We start from the raw sequence: 23221 nt of genomic DNA on the forward strand, positions 1-23221 counted from the left end.
GACATGTCACTACTAAGCGAACGTCTCAACGAGCTACGGGGGCAGGCAACTCAAGAAGAGCCTGTGACAGACACTGACATCATGGAGGATGAATGTGGTGAGAAAAAATCTCAAAAAAAGGCAAAACCCGCACTGAATATCACTTTGCTCTCTCCGGCGGAAGCGGAGTGTAAGGAGCAGATCTATAAAGAACTCTTGAAAGTGATGGATCTGTCACTCATCGACAGCTTGGAAGAAAAAGAAGCACGCCGTCAGATCAGGGAGATCTGTGCGCACCTGATGTCTGAATCAGATGTGCCTCTTAGCGCGATAACCCGCGAACGTATCGTTGATCAGATCGAAAACGAAATTATGGGCCTGGGACCGTTGGAACCCTTGCTCACGGATTCGACGATCTCCGATATATTGGTTAACGGTTGCAACACGGTTTACGTCGAGCGCTTTGGTAAGTTGGAACATTGTCCGGTGAAGTTCACCAGTAATACTCATTTGCTGAATATCATCGACCGCATTGTTTCCAGTGTTGGCCGCCATATCGATGAAGCATCGCCGATGGTTGATGCACGACTGCAGGATGGGTCCCGAGTTAACGTGATTATCCCGCCACTGGCGTTAGATGGGCCGCAGATGTCGATTCGACGCTTTGCGGTTGAGCTGCTTAACATGGATAACCTGGTTGAATTGGGGTCTGTGCCAGCACAAGTTGCACCGATTTTGAAAGGGATCGTTAAAGCGCGGCTGAATATATTGATCTCCGGTGGTACCGGTTCCGGTAAAACCACCATGCTGAACATTCTCTCAGGATTTATCCCTGAAGATGAACGTATTGTCACCATTGAAGACTCCGCTGAGTTGCAGCTGCAGCAGCCTCATGTGGTTCGGTTAGAAACCCGCCCCCCTAATATTGAAAATAAGGGTGAGGTGACCCAGCGTGAATTGGTAAAAAATAGTCTGCGTATGCGCCCGGACCGAATTGTTTTAGGTGAGGTTCGAGGTGGTGAAACCCTGGATATGTTGCAAGCCATGAACACCGGTCATGACGGTTCTCTGACCACCATCCACGCCAACAGTGCGCGCGATGCACTCGGACGAGTAGAGAACATGGTATCGATGACGGGTATCAACTTCCCAACGAAGGCCCTGCGGTCACAAATTGCATCGGCAATTGATGTCGTATTGCAGGTGGGGCGTTTGGAGGATGGGCGTCGACGCTTGCTCAGTATTCAGGAAGTTAACGGAATGGAAGGTGACATTATTACGATGTCGGAGCTGTTCCACTTCCAACGTCATGGATTGGACGAGGATGGCAATGTACTGGGGGACTTTAAAGCCACCGGTGTTGTGCCTTACTTCCATCAGACGCTCGCTCAGAAGGGCATAGATCTGCCTTTAGCTCTGTTTGAGCCCGAGTAAGAGGGAGATAGATCCATGGATATCGAGTTAGGTCCCATTACGTTCTTTCTAATGGTCGGTATAGCGGTATTTCTGCTGACATTTGGTATTACTGTGCCGGTGTTTGGGGAATCACGCAGTGCCCGTAAACGTTTGCAAAAAAGGCTGCAGGAGATACAGCAGCAGTCAGACAAGCCACCGATCAGCAATTTGTTACGTGAGAAGTACCTCAAGAGACTGGGCAGCCTCGAGCGTAGTCTTGAGCAGCTTCCCGGGATGGAGCGTCTCGCCCGCGTTATTGAGCAATCAGGACATCTGATTCTGGCCTATAAGCTAGTCCTCCTGGCTCTGTTGCTGGGGGCGGTGGCGTTTCTTTCGGTAGGATTGCTTAGCAATATGTGGGGGGTGGCTGTATTAGCTGCTATTGCTGGGTTAGCAATGCCATTTATTAAGGTTTTTTCTGATCGACGGAAACGTATGGATCGCTTTGATGAACAGTTGCCAGAGGCGATTGATATTATCAAACGTGCCCTGCAGGCCGGTCACCCATTCAGTGAGTCTCTACACATTGTTGCAGATGGTTTGGACGGCCCTATAGCCAAAGAATTTGGGATTACCTTTGCCGACCTGAACTACGGTAATGACTTGCGTCGAGCGATGCTTGGCTTACTGGAACGCGTGCCCAGTATTACGTTGATGGCGTTTGTCACCTCTGTGCTGGTGCAGAAAGAGACCGGCGGTAATTTGGCAGAAATTCTGGATAAAATCAGCCAGGTTATTCGTGGCCGGTTCCGTTTTCAGCGCAAGATTAAAACGCTCTCCGCAGAGGGGCGCTTATCCGCATGGATCCTGACGTTGGTTCCTTTCACTCTTTTCGTGATCATCTATTTCACAACACCAGACTATCTACCTATTCTCGTGGAAAGTCCGGATGGCCGTCAGTTGGTTATTGGTGCCTGTGTGATGATGGTGCTTGGTATCTATTGGATACGCCGGATTCTGAAGATAGAGGTATAGAACCATGGACTTTCTATTAGAGCTTATCAACGAACAGCTTCAGAACGAAAGCTATACCCGTTTGGTTTTTGTGGCTTTAGCCGCGGCTGCGGCGCTTGCGTTTGCATTTAGTCTCATGGTGTTGCTGGGATCCATCGCGTCACCGTTTGAAAGCCGTAAACGTGTGCTCACCAAAACTGGGGGGAGTACCCATGCAGGTGAGCCAGGCAGCAGAATGATCGATAGCCTCGATCCTTTAACTAAATTGTTGGTGCCTAAACAAGAGCATCATACGTTTCAGGTACGCCAAAAGCTGATGCATGCTGGTTTTCGCGCTGATAGCGCGGTCAAAAACTTTTATGCGCTCAAGGTATTTTTGGTTTTGTGCTTCTTTGGAATTGTTGTGTTTGGCGCAGGTTTCCTACCCGAGGTGACGACCCGCCAAATCTTTGTCTATGCGATGTTAAGTGCATTGGCGGGGTATATGTTGCCTTCCATATTATTGGATCGTATGGCGACAAAGCGCATTAAAACCATTCACTCTAGTTTCCCCGATGCACTGGATCTGTTGGTTGTATGTGTGGAGTCCGGGCTTGGATTATCGGCAGCGCTGCAACGTGTTGCCCAGGAGCTGGATGTCAGCCATCCAGAGCTTGCTGAAGAATTGGTACTTGTAAACGTCGAGATTCGTGCAGGTGTACATCGTATCGATGCACTGAAGAATATGGCCGCCCGTACTGGTGTCGATGATATTAAGGGTTTAGTCGCGCTTCTGGACCAGAGTATGCGCTTTGGTGGCAGTATTGCGGACACCTTGCGTGTCTATTCCGAAGAGTTTCGTGATAAGCGTATGCAGCGCGCAGAGGAATTAGCGGCTAAGATTGGTACTAAAATGATCTTTCCACTTACCTTCTGCATGTGGCCAGGTTTTTTCCTGGTAGCCGTTGGGCCTGCCGTTCTAAAGGTGTTAGAGGTCTTTGGAAGATAGGGGATTATCTGAGAAGGAGTTCCAGGATGATGACGCTCTCGATAGATAGGGTAACGCCGCGACAAAACCAATGCTGGCGTTGGATGCTGTTTAGTATGTTGGTCGGAATTGCAGGTTGCTCTGCGACTCAGGAGGTACCGGAAAAGGTCGATGAAAATGCGTTGTATGAAGGGCGCTCTACAGTCACCTTCTCCAACCTGCCGGTGGCAAAGACCGCTGAGGAAGGGGTTGAATTAGGTGATCAGCAGCTCCGGGCTGGCGAATATGACAAAGCGCTGTATATGTATATTCAGTCGATGGAGCTTGATGAAAACAATACTGAGGCGCTCTACAAAATTGGCCAGATTCACCTCGAACGGGGTAATACCGGCAAGGCTATCATGGCCTTTGAAGGGGTTTTAGCTCGAGATTCAAACCACATTTATGGGAATGAATCTCTGGGTGTTCTTTATCTGAAAGCAAACCGTTTCAAAGAAGCGCATTCATACTTTAACAAATCAATCGAAGCTGACCGATCTCGCCTACAGGCCGATAACTCGGATCAGATTAGTGCCGGATCTTTGACTGAAGATGAAATTGCAGCGGTGTCTAAACAGATTGAGGCGGACCGGGAATCTCCCGCACATGCTTACAATGGGTTGGGCGTTGTCGCGGATCTCAAAGGTGATCATGACCGGGCGCAGTCACTATACAGCCTATCTCTGGAGATCAATCCCAAAGCGGCGATTACGCTCAATAACAGAGGCTACTCATACTACTTGAGCAATCAATGGGAAAAAGCGGAGAGGTCCTACAAAGCAGCCTTGCGACTGGACCCTAAATCCCCGCAGGCATGGCGTAATCTGGGACTGCTTTATGCCCGTCAAGAGAACTATGGATCGGCTCTCACTGCATTTGAACAGGTGATGGAACCCGCCAGCGCTCATAACGATGTCGGCTATATCTGTTTGCTGGAAGGCAAGTATGAAAAGGCAGAGTTTTACTTTGATCGTGCGATGACGCTGTCGCCGACCTATTACGAAAAGGCATTTGAGAATATGAAACTCACGCAGCGGTTGCGTGAAAGTCAGGTGACCCAGCGTTGAGTCACCCATATTAGTCAGCGAATATGGTGCACCATCAGCTTGAAGCGGCTGAAGGTGGTATCAGACCCGATACCGTAGCGATAAAGATGCATGCGTTCGGTGTCGGGCAGGTTTGCGCCCGGGCGCATATTCACGCAGCTGGCAAATCCCGCGTCGCTGATCAACTGTGCTGTAATCGGATCGTGATCCTGAACACTGCCGTTTGGATAGGCAAAGTGATCACAGCTTCGGCCCACCATCCCTTCAATAGCCAGCTTGGAATCATTGATCTCCCGCGCTTGTTCTTCCGCCGACAAGCGGCTGAGAATCGCATGGCTGCAGGTATGCGCACCAAACTCGACCAATCCTGAATCCCGCATCTCATCAATTTCGGCCTGACTCAGCAGTCGATAGGGCGAATGGTTTTCAATTGACTTGTCGGGATCGCCACCCAGCGTTGAGATGAGTTGCTTAACTTCGGTATTCAGACGGCTGTTAACCATCCCTTTCAGGGAGCCCTGAATCTGTGCAGATGCGGCTGCTTTACCCGCCGGGCTGCTGAGGTTGAAGTGCATACCGTTCCAGCTGAGGGCCGTTTCTGAGGTTTCAGACAATGCCTGATTCAGGCGACAGAACCAGAGGGTATCTTCACCGTTCATCTGGTCGGAGACCAGGTAGATTGTGGCTGGGGCGTTGTATTTCTTCAGGATGGGAAATGCGAAGTCATAGTTATTCTGATAACCATCGTCGAAAGTAATGACTGCCGTCGGTTTATCAACATCCCCGTTATCCAGCATCTGCACCGCTTCAGACAGATGCACAATATTGAAGTGTGCACTCAGATAACGAATCTGTTCATCAAAGGTTTCCTGACTGATAAAACACCAGTCATCAAAAGGCAGCGGTTTATCCAGCACACCGTGGTACGCCAGAATAGAAATGCCACGCCGTTTCAGCGTTTTATGGAGCATAGCCGGGATGCCCGCAAAGCCCAGCCCTTTGATCACCAGATTCCTGATCACTGTCTTGATCCTTTGATATATCCGTATCCTGAGAAGTGCCCGACTATAGCACAGCACTCGCGAATGAACAGTGACCTGATCCGGGGCTAAGCCCGCAAGGAGTATGGGCTGATTTGAGAACTGCAGGTATCCGTGCCATGCTGAAATGCATCGAAACAGCAGGCGGAACACGATGGGCCTGGATATCGAAAAGTCTGAATTTTCAGCCGCAGAGTATGGTCGTTTCAAAAACCAGTTGAACGGCAATCTGCAAGCCTTAGCGCAGTTGCTGAAACGGCCGGGATTTGGGGCAGGTGAAACCACCCTCGGCGCTGAGCTGGAGATCTATATTGTCGACCAGCAAGGGCGTCCATTGTTTGTTAATCAGGCGCTCCACGCTGAGGTTAACGATCCTCAGTTAGCTTTGGAGCTGAATCGGTACAATCTTGAGTACAACCTATCCCCGGTGGTCGCGAAAGGAGCACCGTTCACCCAACTGGAAAATGAGATTCTGGGTGCGCTGAATGCGCTGCAGCAGGCGGCCGATCAATACGCTGGACAAGTCGTTCCCATAGGTATTCTACCGACATTGAAGCGGCGGCACTTTGGCCCTCATGCGATGACTAATCTACCTCGCTTTCATGCGCTGACGCGCGCTCTTTCCCGTATGCGAGGGGAGCTGTTTTCGGTTCGGATCAATGGCCCGGAACCGATCTCTTTACGCTCTCGTGATGTCACCCTGGAAGGGGCGAACACCTCCATGCAATTGCACTGCCGTGTTGCACCGGAACGTTTTGCCGAACTATTTAATGCTATGCAGCTCGCGACACCCATCGTATTGGCGATTGCGGGCAATTCGCCCTTTATGCTTGGGCAACGGTTGTGGCATGAAACCCGGATTCCGCTGATTAAACACGCGATAGACGGTCGTACCCGGGACGTGCGTGAAGCACATCTGCCTTCGCGGGTCAGCTTTGGGCACGGTTGGGTGAGGCAGGGGGCCTATGAACTGTTTGCAGAATCCGTCCATCTTCATGAACCGATCCTACCCATTTGCAACGGGGAAGATGCACTGGCGCTGGTGGGCGCGGGTGAATTGCCTTCGTTATATGAACTGCGCTTGCATCAGGGGACTGTCTGGCCGTGGAATCGGCCCATATTTGATGATGCCGGAGGGGGACACCTGAGAATAGAGATGCGGGCTTTACCTGCGGGCCCGAGCCCTTGTGACATGATGGCAAATGCCGCGTTCCTGATAGGGTTAGCGGAAGGCATGAGCAAAGATATGGAAGCGCGAATTCCTACGATGCCTTTTCTGGCTGTCGAACATAATTTCTATCGTGCAGCGGAAAAGGGCCTGATGGCACGTTTATTGTGGCCTGACCCTGAGGGCCATAAACCGCTGGTGACGCTACCAGCGTGTGAGCTGGCTATGTCGTTATTACCGTTGGCTGAAGAGGGATTACGGCAAATGGGGGTAGATGAGTCAGAGATCACACACTACCTGGGAATTATCCGGCAGCGTATTCAAAACCGTATGACGGGTGCCTGTTGGCAGCTGAAGACCTTTAAGCGACTATTGAACACTGAAGTGCGGCATCGTGCGCTGACCCTGATGGTTAAGCGTTATATTGAACATGTACGTAACAACCAACCCGTTTCTAGCTGGATGGAGAGCAGGTGACTAACAGGGAACAACAGCCGATACACTGTATACACAATCCCACGCCGGAGATGATTTCCTCCAGCGTAGAGGGTTTTTTGAATCAGCTGGGAGGTCCGGTAATGATCACCGTGGAGGGGCATGATCGCAGTCGCACCCGTGCTATCTGCACACTGCTGCACGGTAATGAACCTTCGGGGTTAAAGGCCGTGCATCGATGGTTACGTAGTGGTGGCACGCCTGCGGTCAACATCGTGTGTTTTATCATCTCGGTGAAGGCCGCGCTGACGGAGGAACTCTACAAGCATCGTATTTTGCCCGGCCAGCGTGATATGAATCGCTGTTTTAGCCCACCGTACGATGATTATAACGGGGCCATTGCTGAACACATGCTGGCGTTGATCGATAGCTACCAGCCGGAGTGCATGATCGATATTCACAATACCTCGGGTCGCAGTCCGGCGTTTGGGGTTGCGACCCATGAAGATCCCGCCCACGAGGCACTTATCTCACTGTTTACCAGCCATCTGATCATTACAGATCTGACGCTCGGTGCGATCATGGAGATGAGTAACAGTGTGATGCCGGTCGTGACGGTGGAGTGTGGCGGGGCGGGTGATGTGCGTTCGGACGAACTGGCGGTGGATGGATTGGCCCGCTATTTATATGAAGAGCATGTCATGCGTTTGCCCCATGATGGTATTCAGATCGATCTCTACCGGCATCCGGTACGACTGGAGTTACACCCGAACAGCCAGATCGAATTCGCCGATATGGCTATACCGGACGTGGACCTGACTATCCGTAATAATTTGGAAGAACACAACTTTGGTACAGCCCCTGAAGGAACGCATATTGGTTGGCTTGGGGAGCACTGTGGTGCCCGTATTTTACGGGTAAGAAATGCCGCAGAGAGGGATGTGTTTTCGACCTTTTTCAGACTGGAGGGCCGTAAACTGCTTACCGCCCGCCCGCTGAAGTTGTTTATGATCACCGGTAATAAGTCGATCGCCCTCAGCGACTGTCTGCTGTACGCCTCGTTCGAGCGTGAACATACCATCGTGCACAGCTAAGCGTGCACGTCGTTGATAATTTATCCTACTTCCCGTTCCAGAATAGCCACGCCCTGACGATATCCAAGACCACCGTTACCATGTACGGCACCCAGTGAAATCTCTCCGCTGGTGAGCTGCTGATACATGCAAATCAAGCCGTTCAATGCGGGGTTGTTCCAGGGCGCGCGTGCTAGGTTCATGCCCCCGGTAATCGTGATGGGATATTCTTTCAGGAAGTCGGGGATCTTATCCACTGAGCTGACTAAACCGCTGTTCAGGAGGAAAGCCATAGGCACAACCGGATAGCAGGTGTACGTATCCAACAGGGCTTCACCACGCATAAAGCGGTCGCTGAAATCGATCTGTGCCTGCTCACAACTGCGCTGATAGGCGAGTTTCATATGAGTATAGTGCGCGATGTTTTCGATCTCAGACGGCCCGTCTTCCGGCAAGCGCCCTAAGCCAACACCACGTACAGCAACCCGCTGTGGCTGAGCAATGTTGAGTGCATCAGCCGTGTCTGCATTGCACAGGAGTATGACACCGTTGAAGTCGATCAGCGGGTTGGCACAATCAACGCCCCGGAATAGCGGGGTGATCAGCTCAAACCAGCGGGCAGCAGGGGTGGCTTGACTGACATCAACCACATCATTCTGCGCGTCCAGCGTGGACAGGTAGCTACGTTGGTAGTTCTCAAACAGGGCCGCCGCGATTGTACGGAACTGATCCGCATCGATGTTTTGATTCTGGATAAACTGCTGCGCAACGTCGTCATACCCTTGTGTCAGTGGGTAGTCATCACCGTACACGGCCATTAACTGCAGGCGCTGGTCTCTCGGATAGCCGGATTTAATCAGCTCTTCACCGCGAATTGCTACGGCTGGAGCGCCATCGGCAATAAGCTGGTGCGCGTGATTGAGCGCTTCAATCGGGCCGCAACCACTGCGGAAGTGATTTGGCTTTTCGGGTGCATGCCAATCGCTGTCTAGCCGCTCGATAAACAGCTCCTGCAGCGGAATGCCCAGCTCTGCCAATTGCTCTTCGTAGCGTTGAATAGAGTCCAGACTGCCCTGACCGTCGACTGTTTTTGCTGCTGCAACCAGATATGCCTGTGACATGGTATATACCCGACAAAAAGTGGATGCCCAGTGTATCAGGGTTATTACTTAGGGGTAATAGCCGGAACACGAATAAGTGAACAGCTGGTTTTTGTTTGATCGGTTCTTCGGGGTGCACATATTCAGAGCATGCGACAGCGCGTGCACGTTTCGGAGGCAGGTTCGGTTTCAGTGGCGTTGAGGTGTGTTGCTTTCGAAAAAAGGTTAGATGATAAAAACCACTTTGTTTTTAACGCGTTACTGGCCATTTAATGGCTTTGTAAGTAGGCGTTCTGAATGCCAGCGGATTTGGCACGTAACTTGTTATGCCTCTGTAGGTCTATGGATGACGGGCAGGGGTCATTATGTTTTTTGCCAGGAACTTCGGGAAGTACCGTGCAATCGTAATCTCGGTTGCCATGTTTATCATTTTGGATTTGGGTGTACTGGGGCTTAACTTCTATATATCCAGCCAGATTGCCAGCGATGCGGTGAACGTTAACTTGGCGGGTCGCCAGCGCATGCTGTCGCAGAAATCGGTCAAAGCACTGTTGGATTATCAGAACGACTTGGCGCAGGGTGCATCCGGTGCTGACGCTTATCAGGAGATGCTCTCTTCTGTTGCGCTGTTTGATCGTACGCTGCAAGCGTTTCATTCCGGTGGATATACATCGGATGCGACGGGGCAGGAAATTTTTCTGGCGGCTGTAGAAACGCCGATCTCTATCGCGGTTGTTGAGGAGAGTCTGGCGATCTGGAAACCTATCCGGCGAGATTTTTCACGGCTCGAAAGGGAGAGTAACAGTGGTAGGCCGTTGCTATCTCATCTGGTGGATATCGCCAAGCAGAATAACCTGACTCTGCTCAAACTGATGAACGATCTGACCAACGATCTGGAATCGGTTGCGAAGCAAAAATCGGATACCTTACGTTGGATTCAGGCATCGGCGATTACGCTGGCGATCCTTAACTTTTTCCTGATTCTATTCCACTTTATTGGCCAGTTGCGCAGCAGTGATGCCGTGGCAGAGTTTGCCCGTAAAGAGACTCAGGAGATCCTGCTGACGGTGCGTGAAGGGCTGTTACTGCTGGATTCCAATCTGATCATCGGGAGCCAGTATTCCGAGTCGGTTAAAGCGATTTTCGGGGATCGTGATTTTGCCGGAATGTCGTTCAGAAGTTTGCTACACAATCTGGTCGTGGGACAGGACATGACCACCACCGAGGAATACATCAAGCTATTGCTGAATGAGCAGGTAAAGGAAAACCTGATCGGTTCTTTGAATCCACTATCTGATGTTGAAGTGAGTTTGCCCCAAGCCAATGGTGGCTATGCGGTTAAACACCTCTCTTTCCGTTTTAACCGCACTATTGAGGATGGAAAAATCAGCCATATTCTGGTGACGGTGCTGGATATTACCGAGACGGTTGCATTGCGTCAGTCACTGGAAGCGGCCCGAAATCAACAAGGTTTGCACACCGATGCGCTGAAAAAACTGGCGCATCTGGACAGTACTACGTTGAGTGCATTCCTCTCCCGGACTGAACAGGATCTGCATGCGATCAACGACACCTTGAAAGATGAGGCGGCAGAACCTCAAGGTTATAACGCCAAGCTGCAGAACTGTTTGCGCATTGTGCATCGGGTCAAAGGTGATGCGGGTGCGTTAGACCTGTTGCAGATTGCCACGGCGGCACACCATTTCGAAGATCAGCTGCAAATATTGCAAAAAACGGAGGGTTTGCAAGGCAGTGATTTTCTGCCGTTGACGTTGTCCCTGAACGACTTTCTCCAGTTGATCGCTGAACTACGTGAGATCTCTGATCTGTTGCAGAACCTACAACCGGTTCAGGTAGTTGCAGAGAGTGGTGCCGTTACGACAGAGCAGATACCACTGCCCCTCGATGAACAGCCAATCATGCGTTTGGCCAAACGTATCGCACAAGAGAACGATAAAGCGATCAGCGTGACGTTTGATGCGGAGGAGGCCGCAGTACTTTCCGCCGAGCAGCGTATTTTGGTGCAGGCAAGTGTGATTCAGCTGGTGCGCAATGCCGTTGTCCACGGTGTTGAGTCAGCGGAGGTGCGTTTGCTGGCGGGTAAGCCTCCTACCGGAACGATTGATGTCAGGGTGAGCTTGGAGGCTGATGGTCTAAGAGTCAGTGTCAGAGATGATGGGCAGGGCTTGAATCTGAAACGTCTTCGTGAGCAAGCGGAAGCAAAAGGTTTATACAGCCGTGAGGTGCTGGACGGTTTTTCCCGTACCCGTGTGATGGGACTGATCTTCGAGCCGGGCTTTTCCACCGCCGCAGAGGCAAATGAGCATGCTGGACGGGGTATCGGAATGGATTTAGTCCGTACCAATGTCAATAAAATGAAAGGGCGTATCCGTATTTCAAACCAGCCCAGACGCTACTGCGAAATCTCTTTCCTGATACCCACATCCCAGTTGGAAGATAGTCTTGTGGCGGAGGCGGTATGAAGCGGTTGATGATAGTGGATGATTCGATGGTGATCCGTCGCCGTATTTCACGTACGCATGGGCTGGACGGGTATGCAGTGGTCGGTACAGCGGAGGATGGCATAAACGCGATTGAGGTGGCTCGGGAAACCCAGCCAGATATGATCACGATCGACCTGACGATGCCGAATATGGATGGACCAGAAGCGATACCGGTTCTGGCCTCGTTGTGCCCTCAGGCACGCATATTGGTGGTATCTGCGTTATCGGACAAAGCAACAGCGATTGGGGCTCTGGCGAGTGGGGCACACGGTTTCTTATGTAAGCCTTTTACTGATCAGGAGCTACGGGATGCGTTGCTTGAACTGGCACAGGACTGATGAGCAGGCATGGACGCTACGGCAGGTGAATCATCATGAGTAAGAATCTAGAGCAGGATACCATTGAGGTATTTATTAACAGCTTGGCGCATTTCTATCAGCAGCTGGGGTTGGATGAAGTAGAGATTGGAGTGCCCTACCTGCTGGATTCCAATCATCCCATTGTTGAGGACTACACCGGAATCATCGGCATATCCGGGCGGCGTAAAGGTTGTGTTTATTACACGTGTCCGCAGGCATTACTCAGTTATATTTTGCTGGCAATGGGGGAGAAGGACGTCACGACTGATCACCTTTGTGATCTGGTTGGTGAGATCGCCAATACCATTGCGGGAAATGCCCGTCAGGCATTTGGGGCCGAGTTTATGATTTCGGTGCCTGTGGTCATTAAAGGTGAACCTGAGAAAGTCAGTCTGCCGAAAAATACCCGCTGTGTTGTGATTCCTACCAAGTGGAAGTTCTATCAATCCATCATCGTTGTTGCATTGGAGTAAACGCATTCCAAAAGTGACCTGTAATGTGGGTTTCGGTTCGTGTTCAATGTTGTTGGCTGCTAGTCTTAAAGGAGTCACTACACTCTCTTTTCTGTAAAGGGGGAGCCGGCGAATAGGTCTTGTGCGTAAACGGAGGGCTTATCCGCAGATTCCCCAAGGGGGATATCATGACGGAATGTCACCAGATGTTGCAGGCGATAGCACGCACTGCACGTGAGACTGCCCGGCTCACCGGTCGGGGGCGGTTTGCTGAAAACGTAATGACCGCCATTCGTTCAGTTCAGAGATCACGTTTTGTACCGGACGGGCTGGTGGTTGAGGCTTATGAAAATATCGCCCTGCCGATTGGTTATGAACAGACCATCTCTCAGCCCTATATCGTTGCTTTGATGACCGACCTGCTCAGGCCGGAAAAGGACCATATCTGTTTGGAAGTCGGGACCGGATCGGGGTATCAGGCGGCGGTATTGTCTCTTCTGACCTCAAAGGTTTATACCATCGAAATTATCGCTCCCCTTTTCCGTCAGGCATCCTCGCAGTTACACAAGATGCACTACGATAATGTTTATCCGTTATTAGGGAATGGCTATCTGGGGTATCCGGAGGCTGCGCCCTATGATCGTATCATTGTGACCGCTGCCGCTGAGAAGATACCACCCGCGTTGATCGAGCAGTTAAAAAAAGGAGGGCGCATGATGATTCCGATTGGCCCCGAGAACGGCGCGCAGGTGTTGTATCAGGTGGATAAGGATGCAGCGGGTGAAGTGACAACGCAACCAGTGCTGGATGTGCGTTTTGTACCGCTGATAGAAGGTGAGACGCTGGCGTTGTAAACCAAAGCCGGCAATGTATTTCTTAATACATTGAAATATAAAAATTATTGTGTGGTGTCGTCTGCGAGTTGTTCTAAGGCTAACATCAATGCATGTTGTGCCGCAGGGGAAAGATGACCAAAGGCTTCGATCAGACGGCGTTGATTCCGACTTAGATTATTGATCTGAAAGTTACTTGGAGTATGTCCATTGACGTAGTAGTCGATGGAGATGTCATACAGTTTACACACACGCGCGACATCGTTCAGGGTGGCCGGTTCGGTCCCCTGATTACTCTCCCAGCCCTTAATCGTAGATACTGCCTTGGCAAGACGTTTTGCCGCCTCTACCTGGGTCAGATTGACGCGCATCCGTGCCTGCTTCAGTCGTTCTGCACGCGTACTCACGGAGGCGATTCTCGCTCAGCTCTGATAGGTTGTCAGCAAAGGTACATGGAGGACATCCCTTGATCTGTTAGTGGCATGTCCTGCTTAGACCTTCAGTTACATATAAAAGTAGCAGCAGTATAGTTTGCCCGCTCCCGTATTTCCTGTGGATGAGGGATTGGGAGCTGGAATAGGAGTAGCACAGGGAGTCCAATGGCAAAGGATTGCACTATCTCTGCAGCTTGAGCTTGATGAGGTAGGGAATACGCCGAGTTAACGTTACTTCGCACCGCGGTTGGTCAGGACCGCAGGTATCGTTAATAGCAAAATCTTAATATCCAGCCAGAACGACAAGTTGCGGATATACTGAATATCCAGCCTGATCCATTCGTCAAAACCGATATTATCGCGGTCTGCAATCTGCCAGAGGCAGGTAATCCCCGGTTTGACTTCCCGACGCATGACATGCCACTGTCCCATCTGTTTGTCTTCGGTCACTGGCAGAGGACGTGGACCCACCAAGCTCATATCGCCGCGCAAAACGTTGTACAGCTGCGGCAGCTCATCGATACTCCATTTACGAATAAAGCGTCCGATGGGTGTGATGCGGGGATCATCCGTCATCTTAAAGGCCGGTCCATCGCGTTCGTTCTGTTCCATCAGTTTAGCTTTTAAGGCTTCAGCGTTGGTCACCATGGAGCGAAACTTGAACATGCCAAAAGGCGTGCCGCCACGTCCCATCCGCGGTTGTACAAAAAAAGCCGGGCCCGGGTCGGTGACTTTGATAATGATGTAGGTACAGATGAGAATGGGGGAGAGCATCAACAACGCACATAACGCGCCAGCTTTGTCCATGGCGGTCTTCCAGAGGGGGACTTTTTTTAGAAAAAGGCTCTGAGCATTGCCGCCGATACTGTCTGGATTGAGAAGAGGTTTATTCATCAATAATCACCACGTCCTAACTACGTCTATTGTTGTGGCAAATCGTCAAACTTCAGTTTCCGGAATGTTTTCATGTTCTGAGAATTGACGAACTGAACGGCCACTCCCTCCATGTCCGAGCGGACTACGTGGCCGATCGCCTTTAGCGCAATATCTTTCCCTGAGGCTTCTAGCGGCCGTAACTCTTCAAATGGCAGCAACACTTCCAGTTCTAACTGCGTACCTTCAGGCAATGACGTTGAGGTGAGTAAGTATGCCCCGCTGGCTGAAATATCCCGGGTTACTGTTTGTGTTGTGGCTGGGCCGATATTCTCCCCGGATACTTGTTGGATGGTGGCGACCAGATTCAGGTTGAGACGCTCCTGAATACGATTATCACCATTCTCTTCGCTCTCTTCGTCCAAGGTGCTACGTACTTCCGTATCCGGGTAGACCATGACCTGTATGTCGTCGAGCAACTCAGGGTATTCCAATTGTTCTCGAATACGTGAGAGTACAACCTGAGCGCCGGCCTCGGGTGTATTGAACAGATAAAGTCCCAGAGTTCCCGGCGCAAACCAGCCTAATTCATCGATCAGTCGGGTTTGAGCATGTATATGCGAGGTGATGTGCCGCAGTCGGGGAGGAGACTGCAATGCTTCGGGCAGGGGGATAATCACCAGGCTGAAAGGATTGCCCAGACGATCAGCACGAAAGCGTTCTTTATCCAGCAGCTGATAAAACTCAACGGTTGGCAGCAGATGGCCGTCATCCGGATGGTGTAGCTCGGGCTTCTGAATAAAAAACTGCTTTAGAAAGCGCAGTAGCTTTTTGTTCGGTTGCATAGCAGCGGTATCCTAAGACAGTGGCGGTCAGTCTGGTTTATCGCATCACTACAATAGGTCTGACATCCAATGTGGGACCCGTATGAACATCAAGCATAACGCGCTCTGTTAAAGATGAACAGAGCTAATATTCAAGAATTACGGGTCCTAAATCGGAGGTCTGGAAAGCCGTTTTGGCAATCAGATGTCAAGCTGTGGGCGGTCGTAATTAGCGGGCTCGTCTGAGTAAACGCATACATTGAAATCTGCGACCAAACCGTCTTCTGCTACGCACTGGGTTTCAAAGAAGTTAACAATTTCAGCGCGCTGGCAGTGTGCTTCAAAAGCGGCATTGTCTTGCCAAATTTCGTTAAATACGATGGGGAAGCTGCTACCTTCAGCGAAGGGACTGCTGATGTGACGTGTCACTGTATACTGAATGCAACCGTCCTCGCGTTGGGTATTCGGTTCCAGCGACTGCAGAACGCTGAAGAGTTCCGCTTCTTTACCTGGCTTAGGCTGAAACTGTGCCATGCAATAGACTTTTTTAGACATAAAAATTGGCCCTGAAATGTTCCGTCGAGAGGGGGTGGATAAAAGATCATCAGAATCCCCGACCCCTTGTTAGCGTTGGGGCAGGGCGAGATACGCGGAGCTTTTGCACGGAGTTATCCACAGATGCCGGGGATAACTCCGTAATGGCGATCAGCTGTGTTCTTGCAGGAACTTCGGATCCAGTTTTAGTTCGTCATTGGAGTTCACTGCAACGCCGCGGGATTTAATGTCTTCGGCAATCGCTTTTGCTTCTTCCAGTGAGTGCATTGCATAGGTGCCACACTGGTATTCGTTCAGTTCAGGAATCTGATTCTGAGTCTGTACACCCATGACATCTTCCATCGCTGCTAACCAGGATTCAGCAACCTGCTGCTCATCCGGTGTGCCGATCAGACTCATGTAGAAACCGGTGCGGCAGCCCATCGGGGAGATGTCGATAATCTCAACGTTGGGGCCGTTCAGGTGATCGCGCATAAAGCCTGCAAACAGATGTTCCAGCGTGTGAATACCACGTTCGGTCAGAATTTCTTCATTCGGACGGCAGAAACGCAGATCGAATACCGTAATGGTATCTCCGCCTGGGGTGGTCATGGACTTTGCAACACGGACAGCAGGTGCATTCATACGGGTGTGGTCAACCGTAAAACTGTCGAGCAGAGGCATAGTGGAACTCTCTTATGGATGTATTAAGTTTCTAACGGTTCAGCGCAGATATTATTCCTTACGGCTGAGCCATCTCAGGGCTGGTGTCCGGGCAGTGTATGTAGCACGGATGCACCAGCAATCGCTGATACCCATTTTACGTTAAATCGCCGATGCTGCATAACCAGCGACAAACCGACGCAGGTGGTCTGGGTTGGCACACTGGCTTGATCATGCAATGCCACATAGAATGTGGCGCTATTGTTAGGGAATTGACGTATTAAAGTCAGAGAATTGGCTGAAATATGCCGTCTCAGGTAACGAGACGGTTTAAAAATAATGGTGGTAGTGGTATTCAACGAGATGGATTTCGCGTATTGGTATCTGTATGAATAAAAAAGGCATTCTCTTTGCGTTGACTGTTGTGTGTGCCTTAGCCGCGGTTGTCAGTGTGTATCTTAACTATCACTACTCGGCCGCATTGCTGACTGTTCAACTTGAACGTAAAGAAGGGCAGCGCGATGCTCAGGTTGTTGCCAGTAAGTTGGATGTCTTTCTGGAAAATCAGCAGCGTCTGGTTGAAACCGTAGCAGGATTACCCGCCCTGCGCGATTACATGCATGAAACGTCCGCCGAAGGTGAGCAAAAAGGGCGTTACCTGCTTGATCTGGTTTGTCGTACCCAAAAAGCCTCAATTTGTTACGCACTTGATGACGAAGGTACGATCACGATCCACAACTCGGATATTGGTCCCGTTCCTCTCAAGGGAAAAAACTTTGCTTTCCGCCCCTATTTTAAAAATGCGTTGACCCAGCGACAGGATATCTATGCTGCGTATGGTGTCACCACGCGTAAGCGGGGTGTGTATTTTAGCCAGTTAATGGCGGATGAGCAGGACCACACCCTCGGTGTGATGGTCGTCAAATTGGCCGCCGATCGAATTGACGAAGAACTCACCAAAGAGCGCCGCAACCTGATGCTGGTGGATTCACAGGGTATTGTCTTTGCGGCCACGAATTCTGACTGGATCCTGAAAAGCTTATGGCCCTTGAGCGAAATCCAGCAGAAACAGGTGCTCTCATCACGCCAGTTTGGTGATACGCGTATTGAAAGCCTTGGCTTCGAGCAAGTCGATGATGCCGGGCGTATCAAAGTGAATGAGCGTGATTTTGTACTGGAAAAGGCCCCATTAGAGCGTTTAAACGGCTGGCAGGTCTTTTATCTTCGCGAAGGGTATCCGGTAACAACATTCAACCAGATCAAGAATCTGACCGAGCTGACCATTCCCCTGTTTGGTGTGCTGTCTTTAATCTTTGCGGTGATGTTTCTGCGCTGGCGCCAGAGTCTGAAGCTGCAAGTGGCTGAGGAGCGCAAGCGTGTTAAAACAGAAGCACGTCTGTATCAGCTGGGTGATATTTCCAACGAGGGTATTCTGATCCATCGACGGGGCAAAATCGTTGATCTAAATACTGTCGTGGAACGGATGTTTGGCTATAGCCGTGAAGAACTGGCTTCTATGGAAGTCTGGGATCTGCTTGCACCGGAAAGTATCGCGGTGGGTTTTCATAATGTACATACCGGGATGGAGCTGCCTTATGAAGTACAGGCGTTGCGCAAAGATGGGCGAGAGTTCCCGATGGAGGTGTTCGCTAAGAATAGTGAATTGGAGGGTGAGTCGGTACGTGTGGCTTGCCTGCGTGATATCACCGAATTTAAGCAGCAAGAAGCCACCATTCGTTATCAGGCGCAGTTTGACCTGCTCACCGATCTGCCCAATAAGCAGCTATTTACTGAACGTCTGAAGCGCTCGCTGGAACATGCGGCAGAGAACAACACAAATGTCGCGGTGTTGTATATCGATCTGGATGATTTTAAAAAGATCAATGACGGTATGGGGCACGAAGCCGGTGATCAACTGCTGATCGCTGTTGCCCAGCGTTTGCTGTCTGTTACCCGCATTGGCGATACGCTGGCGCGATACGGTGCAGATGAGTTTGTTATGCTGCTGGACGAAGTGAATGCCGAAAGCGAAGCGCCGCGTATGGCGCAGCAGGTATTGCAGGAGCTGGAACACGAATTCGAAATTGAGGAACACCGTTTCTATATCTCAGGCACCGTCGGTATCGCTATCTATCCCGATGATGGTCGCGATGAAGTGAGCTTGCTTCAGCATGCTGATATCGCCATGCATCGCTGTAAGGTGGAGAACAGCGGCAACAGCTACGGTTTCTATCAATCCAGCATGAACGAAGATGTGGCGGTGCGGGTGGAGATGGAACGGCATCTGCGCTCTGCCCTGCAGAACAACGAACTCTATCTCCACTATCAGCCGATCTTCGGCTCTGATGACCGGCGCTTGCTGGGGGCTGAAGTACTGGTACGCTGGCGCAGTGAGGAACTGGGGTTTGTCGGGCCGGATAATTTTATCCCGTTGGCAGAACAAACCGGACTTATTGTGGAAATTGGTCACTGGATTCTGAAGACGGCGTGTACGCAGGGTCGTAAATGGCTGGATGAAGGCTTGAAAGACTTTTATCTGGCGGTGAATATCTCACCGCGCCAGTTACGCCATCAGGACTTTATCTATCTGCTTAAGTCCGTATTGGATGAAACCGGGTTTCCGGCTCAGGCGCTGGTACTGGAGCTGACAGAAGGTTTACTGGTGAAAAAGGATTCCGGTACCGCACAGGTATTGGATGATCTGAAAGCACTGGGCGTGATGTTATCGATGGATGATTTTGGCACGGGCTATTCATCGCTGGCCTACCTGAAGATGTTCCCGTTTGATGTTATTAAGATTGACCGCAGCTTTGTACGTGATCTGGCCGTTGATGCCAGTGATCAGCAGTTGATTGTTGCTGCTATCGAAATGGCAAAAGCGTTGGGGCTGAAGGTGGTGGCGGAAGGTGTCGAAACCGCTCAGCAGCTGCACTTTTTACGTGACGCCGGGTGTTATTCAGTACAAGGCTATTATCTGAGTAAGCCCATCGACCCGATGCTATTTAGCGAGCGTATCGTTGAGAAAGAGTTAGCTGAACGTCTGGTTATGCTGTGACGCTAAAGGCATACCGGGCATAACCCGGTATGCGGGTAAATCTGCACCGACGAGATAGATGGCTTTGTAAACGGGTGGTCATGTATCCCGATAACCTGTCAGCATGATGCGTATGAGGTTGTGGGGGCCACGTCGGCTGAACCAGATGACAGCGACGATATGAAAACCTACCAAGCCCATCACCAGATTAGCGCTGGTTTCATGCAGGTCTTCTATCCAATCCTCTCCCCAGAACAGATCCGTCATGGCTAACCAGCCAGACAAGCCCGTGAGCACGACGCCTGCCAGCAGCACCAGAATCATCAGTCCGCCGATTGGATTATGACGATCAGGGGAGGGTGTATCGCCACGTAGCAGCTCACACAGGTGATGTTTGATATGAGTGGGTGTCGGCCAGAAGTCACTGAAACGTGCGTTCCGGGGGCCAATAAACCCCCAGACAATCCGCACGGCGACCAGCGCTAACGTCAGATAGCCGACCCACTCATGGGCAGACTCACCTTCTTCCAGCAGAAAATAGTTGAGCAGAAAACTGGTGGCCAGTGACCAGTGGAAGGTGCGGATCAACGGATCCCACACCTTCACGGTCTGTTGCGATGGAGTAAGCATGGTTACTTCATCTTGGTTTTTACAGCGTCACCCGAGACGGGATGGAAATAAACCTCGACGCGGTTATTCGTCTGATCCCAGCCGTAGATCTCATAGCAACCACCGCTGGTGACTTTAAACTTCTTGATTTTGAATCCCTGATCTTTGATCTGCTGTTGCATGATTTCCGCAGGGATCCAGTCTTGCTGATTACCATCGGTACAACGTGGACCGGCTTGAACCTGAGTGGTCGCAAGCATCAGGACAGTGGTGGCAGTGATCAGTGCTTTCATCGGTAGAGCCTCATTAAGTCGTGTGAATGAGGCTATTGTCGCGCAGCAAACTTAAAACAAACTTAAGGTTGAGGCAGTATTACCTGTACCGTTAAGCCGCCCTCATCGGCTGTGTCCTGCAGCTGGTATTCTCCCAAATGCAGGGTGACTATCTGATCGATGATCGAAAACCCCAGCCCGGCCCCCTCGCTGTCTGCCTTGTTTTGTCGGTAGAAACGCTGAACGACCTGTGATTTTTGTACAGCATTCAGCCCCGGACCGTGATCTGCAACGCTGATCAGGAAGTTCTGCTGTTCTTTGGACAATGAAACAATGATGGTATCGCCGATACAGGTATAGCGAATGGCGTTTTCTATCAGGTTACGTAGCAGGATTTCGATCAGTGTGGGCTCGGCGTAAAGCGGCTGAGCTGTGTGGTTGATTAGCTCGATCTGAACACCGCGTTTAAGTGCATGCGGGACCAGTTCTGCGATCAGGTTTGCGGCCAGTTGATCACCATCCAGCGCTTGCTGCTCCAGCTGTTCACTTTTACGCGGCTCCAGTCGCGCCAGCATAAGGAGTTGTGTAACCACCCGCTCCATCCGGTTCAGGCCCGCAGATAGCGGTGCTGCCTGTTCATCGCAGAGCGCGAGACGTTCGATATGAATACGCAAGGCGGCCAGCGGTGTGCGCAGCTCGTGGGCGGCATCACTGGTAAAGCGGCGTTCACGCCGCAGGGTATCGGCAACCCGTTGGAACATTCGGTTAAGTGACTCGACCGGGGCCTGCAATTCGCTGGGTAAGTGTTTGCTGTTGATCGGCGAAAGCTCCGCGCTATTGCGCTGATCCAGTTCCCGGCTGATCTTTTTAAGCGGGCGCAGGTTGAGATTGACCGTCAGCGTGATGGCCACGATCAGACTGGCAATCACCACGGCTAAAGGCAATAAAACCTGTTCAGCGACTTCCTCTGCTACCTCTGTACGCAGGGCCAGTGGTTGGCTGGCACGTATCCATAGAGACTGCCTAGGAAGATAAAGTGTGTAACTGCGCTGCTGTTGGGCGGTCTCGGTAGTATGTGTATCAAAGCCTGCATTTTCTGGCGCGGGTAGTTGTAGATCAGAAGGTGATGAATAGAGCAGAGCGCCATGCGTATCCCACACCTGAAAGCCCTGATTCTGTTCGTAATAGTGGCCCGGATCATAAGTGTTAAGGCTACGATAACCCTCTTCGTATTCATCTTCGCTGCCTGTGCGTGGCGGCATCGCGGCCTCAGCCTGACGCACTGATGCTCGCATGGAAGAAAGTAGGGTGTCTGGATCATCGCTGAGAGTGAGCTGACTGGCGAACTGGCGGGCAAACTGTACCAGTGATGCATCGTATACTTCTTCGACTTCATGGTGGGTGGTCGACCATGTCCAGCTCAGCAAGACCAGAGTAGCGATGCTGAACAGCCCCGCGAGTGCGCATAGAATACGGTTCTGAATTGAACGCATGTTAGTTCTCCACCATGTAGCCAACGCCACGAACCGTGCGAATCAGACTCTTGCCAAACTTCTTACGCAGGGCGTGGATATGAACTTCCAGCGCATTGCTTTCCGGGTCATCCTCGTAAATCTCTTCCTCAATCTGGCGGCGGGTGAGTACACGTCCTTTAGCGTTCAGCAGGCTCAGCAGCAGATCGTACTCTCGTCGTCCCAGTGTCATTGAATGGTTTTGGAACTTAACCTCGCGCGCCGCCGTGTTAATGGTGAGATCACCGTGTTCAATGTACTCCTGATCGCGACCTGATGCGCGGCGGTGCAACGCACGGATTCGAGCTTCCAGTTCATCAAGATCAAATGGTTTAACCAGATAATCGTCCGCACCCTTATCGAGGCCAGTAATCCGTTCCTCGATCGCATCGCGGGCTGTCAGGATCAGAACCGGTGTGGCGATCCCTTGTTGTCGGGCTTGCTGTAACACTTCAAGTCCGTCCATATCGGGTAGGTTCAGGTCAAGGATGACAACGCCGGCGCTATCGTGCTGCATGACTTGCAAACCGGCTGACCCGGTTTGTTGCCAATCGACTCGATAATTCCTGGCTTGCAGTGCGAGCATAATGCCCTGACCCAGCAGGGGGTCGTCTTCGATTAACAACAAACGCATCAGGGGCAGGCTCCATTTAAAATGGTTTCAGTATCCCATAAGAAAATTAAACAAAACTTAAGGATTCGGAAGGAATTCTGATGCTGGTTGTTGAGCGATCAATTTTCTGGCCGCTTTCTGGTTGTTTATTAAGCGTTTTCAGGAAAAACGAAAATAAATGCAAAAACTTTGAAAAAGATGGCTTCTCGTTGTTGACAGAAAAATTGATCGAGGTAATATACGCGCCACTCCTACGGAGGGATGGCTGAGTGGTCGAAAGCACTGGTCTTGAAAACCAGCGGTCCGAGAGGGCCCTAGGGTTCGAATCCCTATCCCTCCGCCATTTCTAAAATGGCGGGAGTATGAGCGTGTAGTTCCTCGATAGCTCAGTTGGTAGAGCAGTAGACTGTTAATCTATTGGTCGCTGGTTCGAGTCCAGCTCGAGGAGCC

22 protein-coding genes and 2 tRNA genes are annotated in these 23221 nt (G+C 51.0%); 13 read left to right on the plus strand and 11 right to left on the minus strand.

The genetic code is table 11. The features are described from left to right. Nucleotides 1-3: 3 nt before the first annotated feature. The 4 genes from IOQ59_RS12885 to IOQ59_RS12900 are packed head-to-tail and all read left to right on the plus strand — an operon-like array spanning nt 4 to nt 4461. The gene (locus tag IOQ59_RS12885; protein WP_193953783.1) at nt 4-1413 is read left to right on the plus strand and encodes a TadA family conjugal transfer-associated ATPase; all 1410 of its coding nucleotides are present in this window, start codon (nt 4-6) and stop codon (nt 1411-1413) included. Between the two features lie 15 nt (nt 1414-1428). After that, nucleotides 1429-2409, plus strand: coding sequence for a type II secretion system F family protein (locus IOQ59_RS12890; protein ID WP_193953784.1), 981 nt, complete (start codon nt 1429-1431; stop codon nt 2407-2409). Nucleotides 2410-2413: 4 nt separating this feature from the next. Beyond that, entirely contained in the window at nt 2414-3376 is a 963-nt protein-coding gene (locus IOQ59_RS12895) for a type II secretion system F family protein (RefSeq protein ID WP_193953785.1), read from the plus strand. Between the two features lie 26 nt (nt 3377-3402). Further along, a complete protein-coding gene (locus IOQ59_RS12900) occupies nt 3403-4461 on the plus strand; it encodes a tetratricopeptide repeat protein (protein ID WP_228050880.1) in 1059 nt (352 codons plus the stop codon). A gap of 14 nt (nt 4462-4475) precedes the next feature. Here IOQ59_RS12900 and IOQ59_RS12905 read toward each other — a convergent pair whose 3' ends face one another. Then, on the minus strand, nt 4476-5462 hold the full coding sequence (locus IOQ59_RS12905) for a polysaccharide deacetylase family protein (protein WP_193953787.1): 987 nt from the start codon (nt 5460-5462) through the stop codon (nt 4476-4478). Nucleotides 5463-5634: 172 nt separating this feature from the next. Between IOQ59_RS12905 and IOQ59_RS12910 the strand changes: the two genes are divergently transcribed. Both IOQ59_RS12910 and IOQ59_RS12915 read left to right on the plus strand, forming a co-directional pair. Continuing rightward, on the plus strand, nt 5635-7125 hold the full coding sequence (locus tag IOQ59_RS12910) for a glutamate-cysteine ligase family protein (protein WP_193953788.1): 1491 nt from the start codon (nt 5635-5637) through the stop codon (nt 7123-7125). A gap of 77 nt (nt 7126-7202) precedes the next feature. Further along, nucleotides 7203-8177 carry a M14 family metallopeptidase gene (locus IOQ59_RS12915; protein ID WP_228050881.1) on the plus strand — a complete coding sequence of 325 codons (975 nt, stop codon included), beginning with the start codon at nt 7203-7205 and terminating at the stop codon, nt 8175-8177. Between the two features lie 20 nt (nt 8178-8197). Here the strand turns inward: IOQ59_RS12915 and IOQ59_RS12920 are convergent, their stop codons facing one another. Further along, the gene (locus tag IOQ59_RS12920; protein WP_193953789.1) at nt 8198-9277 is read right to left on the minus strand and encodes a hypothetical protein; all 1080 of its coding nucleotides are present in this window, start codon (nt 9275-9277) and stop codon (nt 8198-8200) included. A 344-nt stretch (nt 9278-9621) separates the two neighbouring features. Here IOQ59_RS12920 and IOQ59_RS12925 point away from each other — a divergent pair, with 344 nt between their 5' ends. The 4 genes from IOQ59_RS12925 to IOQ59_RS12940 all read left to right on the plus strand — a co-directional run bounded on the left by IOQ59_RS12925 (nt 9622) and on the right by IOQ59_RS12940 (nt 13425). After that, the gene (locus IOQ59_RS12925; RefSeq protein WP_193953790.1) at nt 9622-11739 is read left to right on the plus strand and encodes an ATP-binding protein; all 2118 of its coding nucleotides are present in this window, start codon (nt 9622-9624) and stop codon (nt 11737-11739) included. Continuing rightward, on the plus strand, nt 11736-12098 hold the full coding sequence (locus IOQ59_RS12930; protein WP_193953791.1) for a response regulator transcription factor: 363 nt from the start codon (nt 11736-11738) through the stop codon (nt 12096-12098). Before IOQ59_RS12925 ends, IOQ59_RS12930 begins: the two co-directional genes overlap by 4 nt. A gap of 35 nt (nt 12099-12133) precedes the next feature. Next, nucleotides 12134-12592, plus strand: a complete 459-nt coding sequence (locus tag IOQ59_RS12935) for a chemotaxis protein CheX (protein WP_193953792.1) — start codon at nt 12134-12136, stop codon at nt 12590-12592. A gap of 167 nt (nt 12593-12759) precedes the next feature. After that, a complete protein-coding gene (locus IOQ59_RS12940; protein WP_228050882.1) occupies nt 12760-13425 on the plus strand; it encodes a protein-L-isoaspartate(D-aspartate) O-methyltransferase in 666 nt (221 codons plus the stop codon). A 44-nt stretch (nt 13426-13469) separates the two neighbouring features. Here IOQ59_RS12940 and IOQ59_RS12945 read toward each other — a convergent pair whose 3' ends face one another. From IOQ59_RS12945 to luxS, 5 genes are all read right to left on the minus strand, one after another. Then, the gene (locus IOQ59_RS12945; protein WP_193953793.1) at nt 13470-13811 is read right to left on the minus strand and encodes a helix-turn-helix domain-containing protein; all 342 of its coding nucleotides are present in this window, start codon (nt 13809-13811) and stop codon (nt 13470-13472) included. A 258-nt stretch (nt 13812-14069) separates the two neighbouring features. Next, complete coding sequence (locus IOQ59_RS12950) at nt 14070-14732, minus strand: sugar transferase (RefSeq protein WP_193953794.1); 663 nt, start codon at nt 14730-14732, stop codon at nt 14070-14072. Between the two features lie 26 nt (nt 14733-14758). After that, complete coding sequence (locus IOQ59_RS12955) at nt 14759-15556, minus strand: PilZ domain-containing protein (RefSeq protein WP_193953795.1); 798 nt, start codon at nt 15554-15556, stop codon at nt 14759-14761. A gap of 180 nt (nt 15557-15736) precedes the next feature. Continuing rightward, a complete protein-coding gene (locus tag IOQ59_RS12960) occupies nt 15737-16090 on the minus strand; it encodes a putative quinol monooxygenase (protein ID WP_193953796.1) in 354 nt (117 codons plus the stop codon). 150 nt (nt 16091-16240) lie between these two features. Beyond that, the gene (gene luxS / locus IOQ59_RS12965; protein WP_193953797.1) at nt 16241-16753 is read right to left on the minus strand and encodes an S-ribosylhomocysteine lyase; all 513 of its coding nucleotides are present in this window, start codon (nt 16751-16753) and stop codon (nt 16241-16243) included. Between the two features lie 367 nt (nt 16754-17120). Between luxS and IOQ59_RS12970 the strand changes: the two genes are divergently transcribed. After that, nucleotides 17121-19787 (plus strand): bifunctional diguanylate cyclase/phosphodiesterase, encoded by a 2667-nt coding sequence (locus tag IOQ59_RS12970; protein WP_193953798.1) that lies wholly within the window; start codon nt 17121-17123, stop codon nt 19785-19787. Between the two features lie 78 nt (nt 19788-19865). On the opposite strand, the gene IOQ59_RS12975 is transcribed toward IOQ59_RS12970, so the two are convergent. The 4 genes from IOQ59_RS12975 to IOQ59_RS12990 form a co-directional block, all read right to left on the minus strand. Beyond that, nucleotides 19866-20396 (minus strand): cytochrome b/b6 domain-containing protein, encoded by a 531-nt coding sequence (locus tag IOQ59_RS12975; RefSeq protein ID WP_193953799.1) that lies wholly within the window; start codon nt 20394-20396, stop codon nt 19866-19868. Between the two features lie 2 nt (nt 20397-20398). Then, entirely contained in the window at nt 20399-20668 is a 270-nt protein-coding gene (locus IOQ59_RS12980) for a PepSY domain-containing protein (protein ID WP_193953800.1), read from the minus strand. A gap of 62 nt (nt 20669-20730) precedes the next feature. Continuing rightward, nucleotides 20731-22140 carry an ATP-binding protein gene (locus IOQ59_RS12985; RefSeq protein ID WP_193953801.1) on the minus strand — a complete coding sequence of 470 codons (1410 nt, stop codon included), beginning with the start codon at nt 22138-22140 and terminating at the stop codon, nt 20731-20733. Between the two features lies 1 nt (nt 22141). Further along, the gene (locus IOQ59_RS12990) at nt 22142-22792 is read right to left on the minus strand and encodes a response regulator (RefSeq protein ID WP_193953802.1); all 651 of its coding nucleotides are present in this window, start codon (nt 22790-22792) and stop codon (nt 22142-22144) included. A gap of 234 nt (nt 22793-23026) precedes the next feature. Here IOQ59_RS12990 and IOQ59_RS12995 point away from each other — a divergent pair. Then, nucleotides 23027-23114 (plus strand) — tRNA-Ser (locus IOQ59_RS12995). 32 nt (nt 23115-23146) lie between these two features. Further along, a tRNA-Asn gene (locus IOQ59_RS13000) sits at nt 23147-23219 on the plus strand. The last annotated feature ends 2 nt before the right edge of the window (nt 23220-23221 follow it).

It is taken from the genome of Pontibacterium sinense (assembly GCF_015209595.1).
Lineage (GTDB): Bacteria > Pseudomonadota > Gammaproteobacteria > Pseudomonadales > Balneatricaceae > Pontibacterium > Pontibacterium sinense.

Coding starts and splice junctions, on each gene's coding strand:
- IOQ59_RS12885 (WP_193953783.1), top strand. CDS start 4: ATGTCACTACTAAGCGAACGTCTCAACGAGCTACGGGGGCAGGCAACT.
- IOQ59_RS12890 (WP_193953784.1), top strand. CDS start 1,429: ATGGATATCGAGTTAGGTCCCATTACGTTCTTTCTAATGGTCGGTATA.
- IOQ59_RS12895 (WP_193953785.1), top strand. CDS start 2,414: ATGGACTTTCTATTAGAGCTTATCAACGAACAGCTTCAGAACGAAAGC.
- IOQ59_RS12900 (WP_228050880.1), top strand. CDS start 3,403: ATGATGACGCTCTCGATAGATAGGGTAACGCCGCGACAAAACCAATGC.
- IOQ59_RS12910 (WP_193953788.1), top strand. CDS start 5,635: ATGGGCCTGGATATCGAAAAGTCTGAATTTTCAGCCGCAGAGTATGGT.
- IOQ59_RS12920 (WP_193953789.1), bottom strand. CDS start 9,277: ATGTCACAGGCATATCTGGTTGCAGCAGCAAAAACAGTCGACGGTCAG.
- IOQ59_RS12925 (WP_193953790.1), top strand. CDS start 9,622: ATGTTTTTTGCCAGGAACTTCGGGAAGTACCGTGCAATCGTAATCTCG.
- IOQ59_RS12930 (WP_193953791.1), top strand. CDS start 11,736: ATGAAGCGGTTGATGATAGTGGATGATTCGATGGTGATCCGTCGCCGT.
- IOQ59_RS12935 (WP_193953792.1), top strand. CDS start 12,134: ATGAGTAAGAATCTAGAGCAGGATACCATTGAGGTATTTATTAACAGC.
- IOQ59_RS12940 (WP_228050882.1), top strand. CDS start 12,760: ATGACGGAATGTCACCAGATGTTGCAGGCGATAGCACGCACTGCACGT.
- IOQ59_RS12950 (WP_193953794.1), bottom strand. CDS start 14,732: ATGAATAAACCTCTTCTCAATCCAGACAGTATCGGCGGCAATGCTCAG.
- IOQ59_RS12955 (WP_193953795.1), bottom strand. CDS start 15,556: ATGCAACCGAACAAAAAGCTACTGCGCTTTCTAAAGCAGTTTTTTATT.
- IOQ59_RS12960 (WP_193953796.1), bottom strand. CDS start 16,090: ATGTCTAAAAAAGTCTATTGCATGGCACAGTTTCAGCCTAAGCCAGGT.
- luxS (WP_193953797.1), bottom strand. CDS start 16,753: ATGCCTCTGCTCGACAGTTTTACGGTTGACCACACCCGTATGAATGCA.
- IOQ59_RS12970 (WP_193953798.1), top strand. CDS start 17,121: ATGAATAAAAAAGGCATTCTCTTTGCGTTGACTGTTGTGTGTGCCTTA.
- IOQ59_RS12975 (WP_193953799.1), bottom strand. CDS start 20,396: ATGCTTACTCCATCGCAACAGACCGTGAAGGTGTGGGATCCGTTGATC.
- IOQ59_RS12980 (WP_193953800.1), bottom strand. CDS start 20,668: ATGAAAGCACTGATCACTGCCACCACTGTCCTGATGCTTGCGACCACT.
- IOQ59_RS12985 (WP_193953801.1), bottom strand. CDS start 22,140: ATGCGTTCAATTCAGAACCGTATTCTATGCGCACTCGCGGGGCTGTTC.
- IOQ59_RS12990 (WP_193953802.1), bottom strand. CDS start 22,792: ATGCGTTTGTTGTTAATCGAAGACGACCCCCTGCTGGGTCAGGGCATT.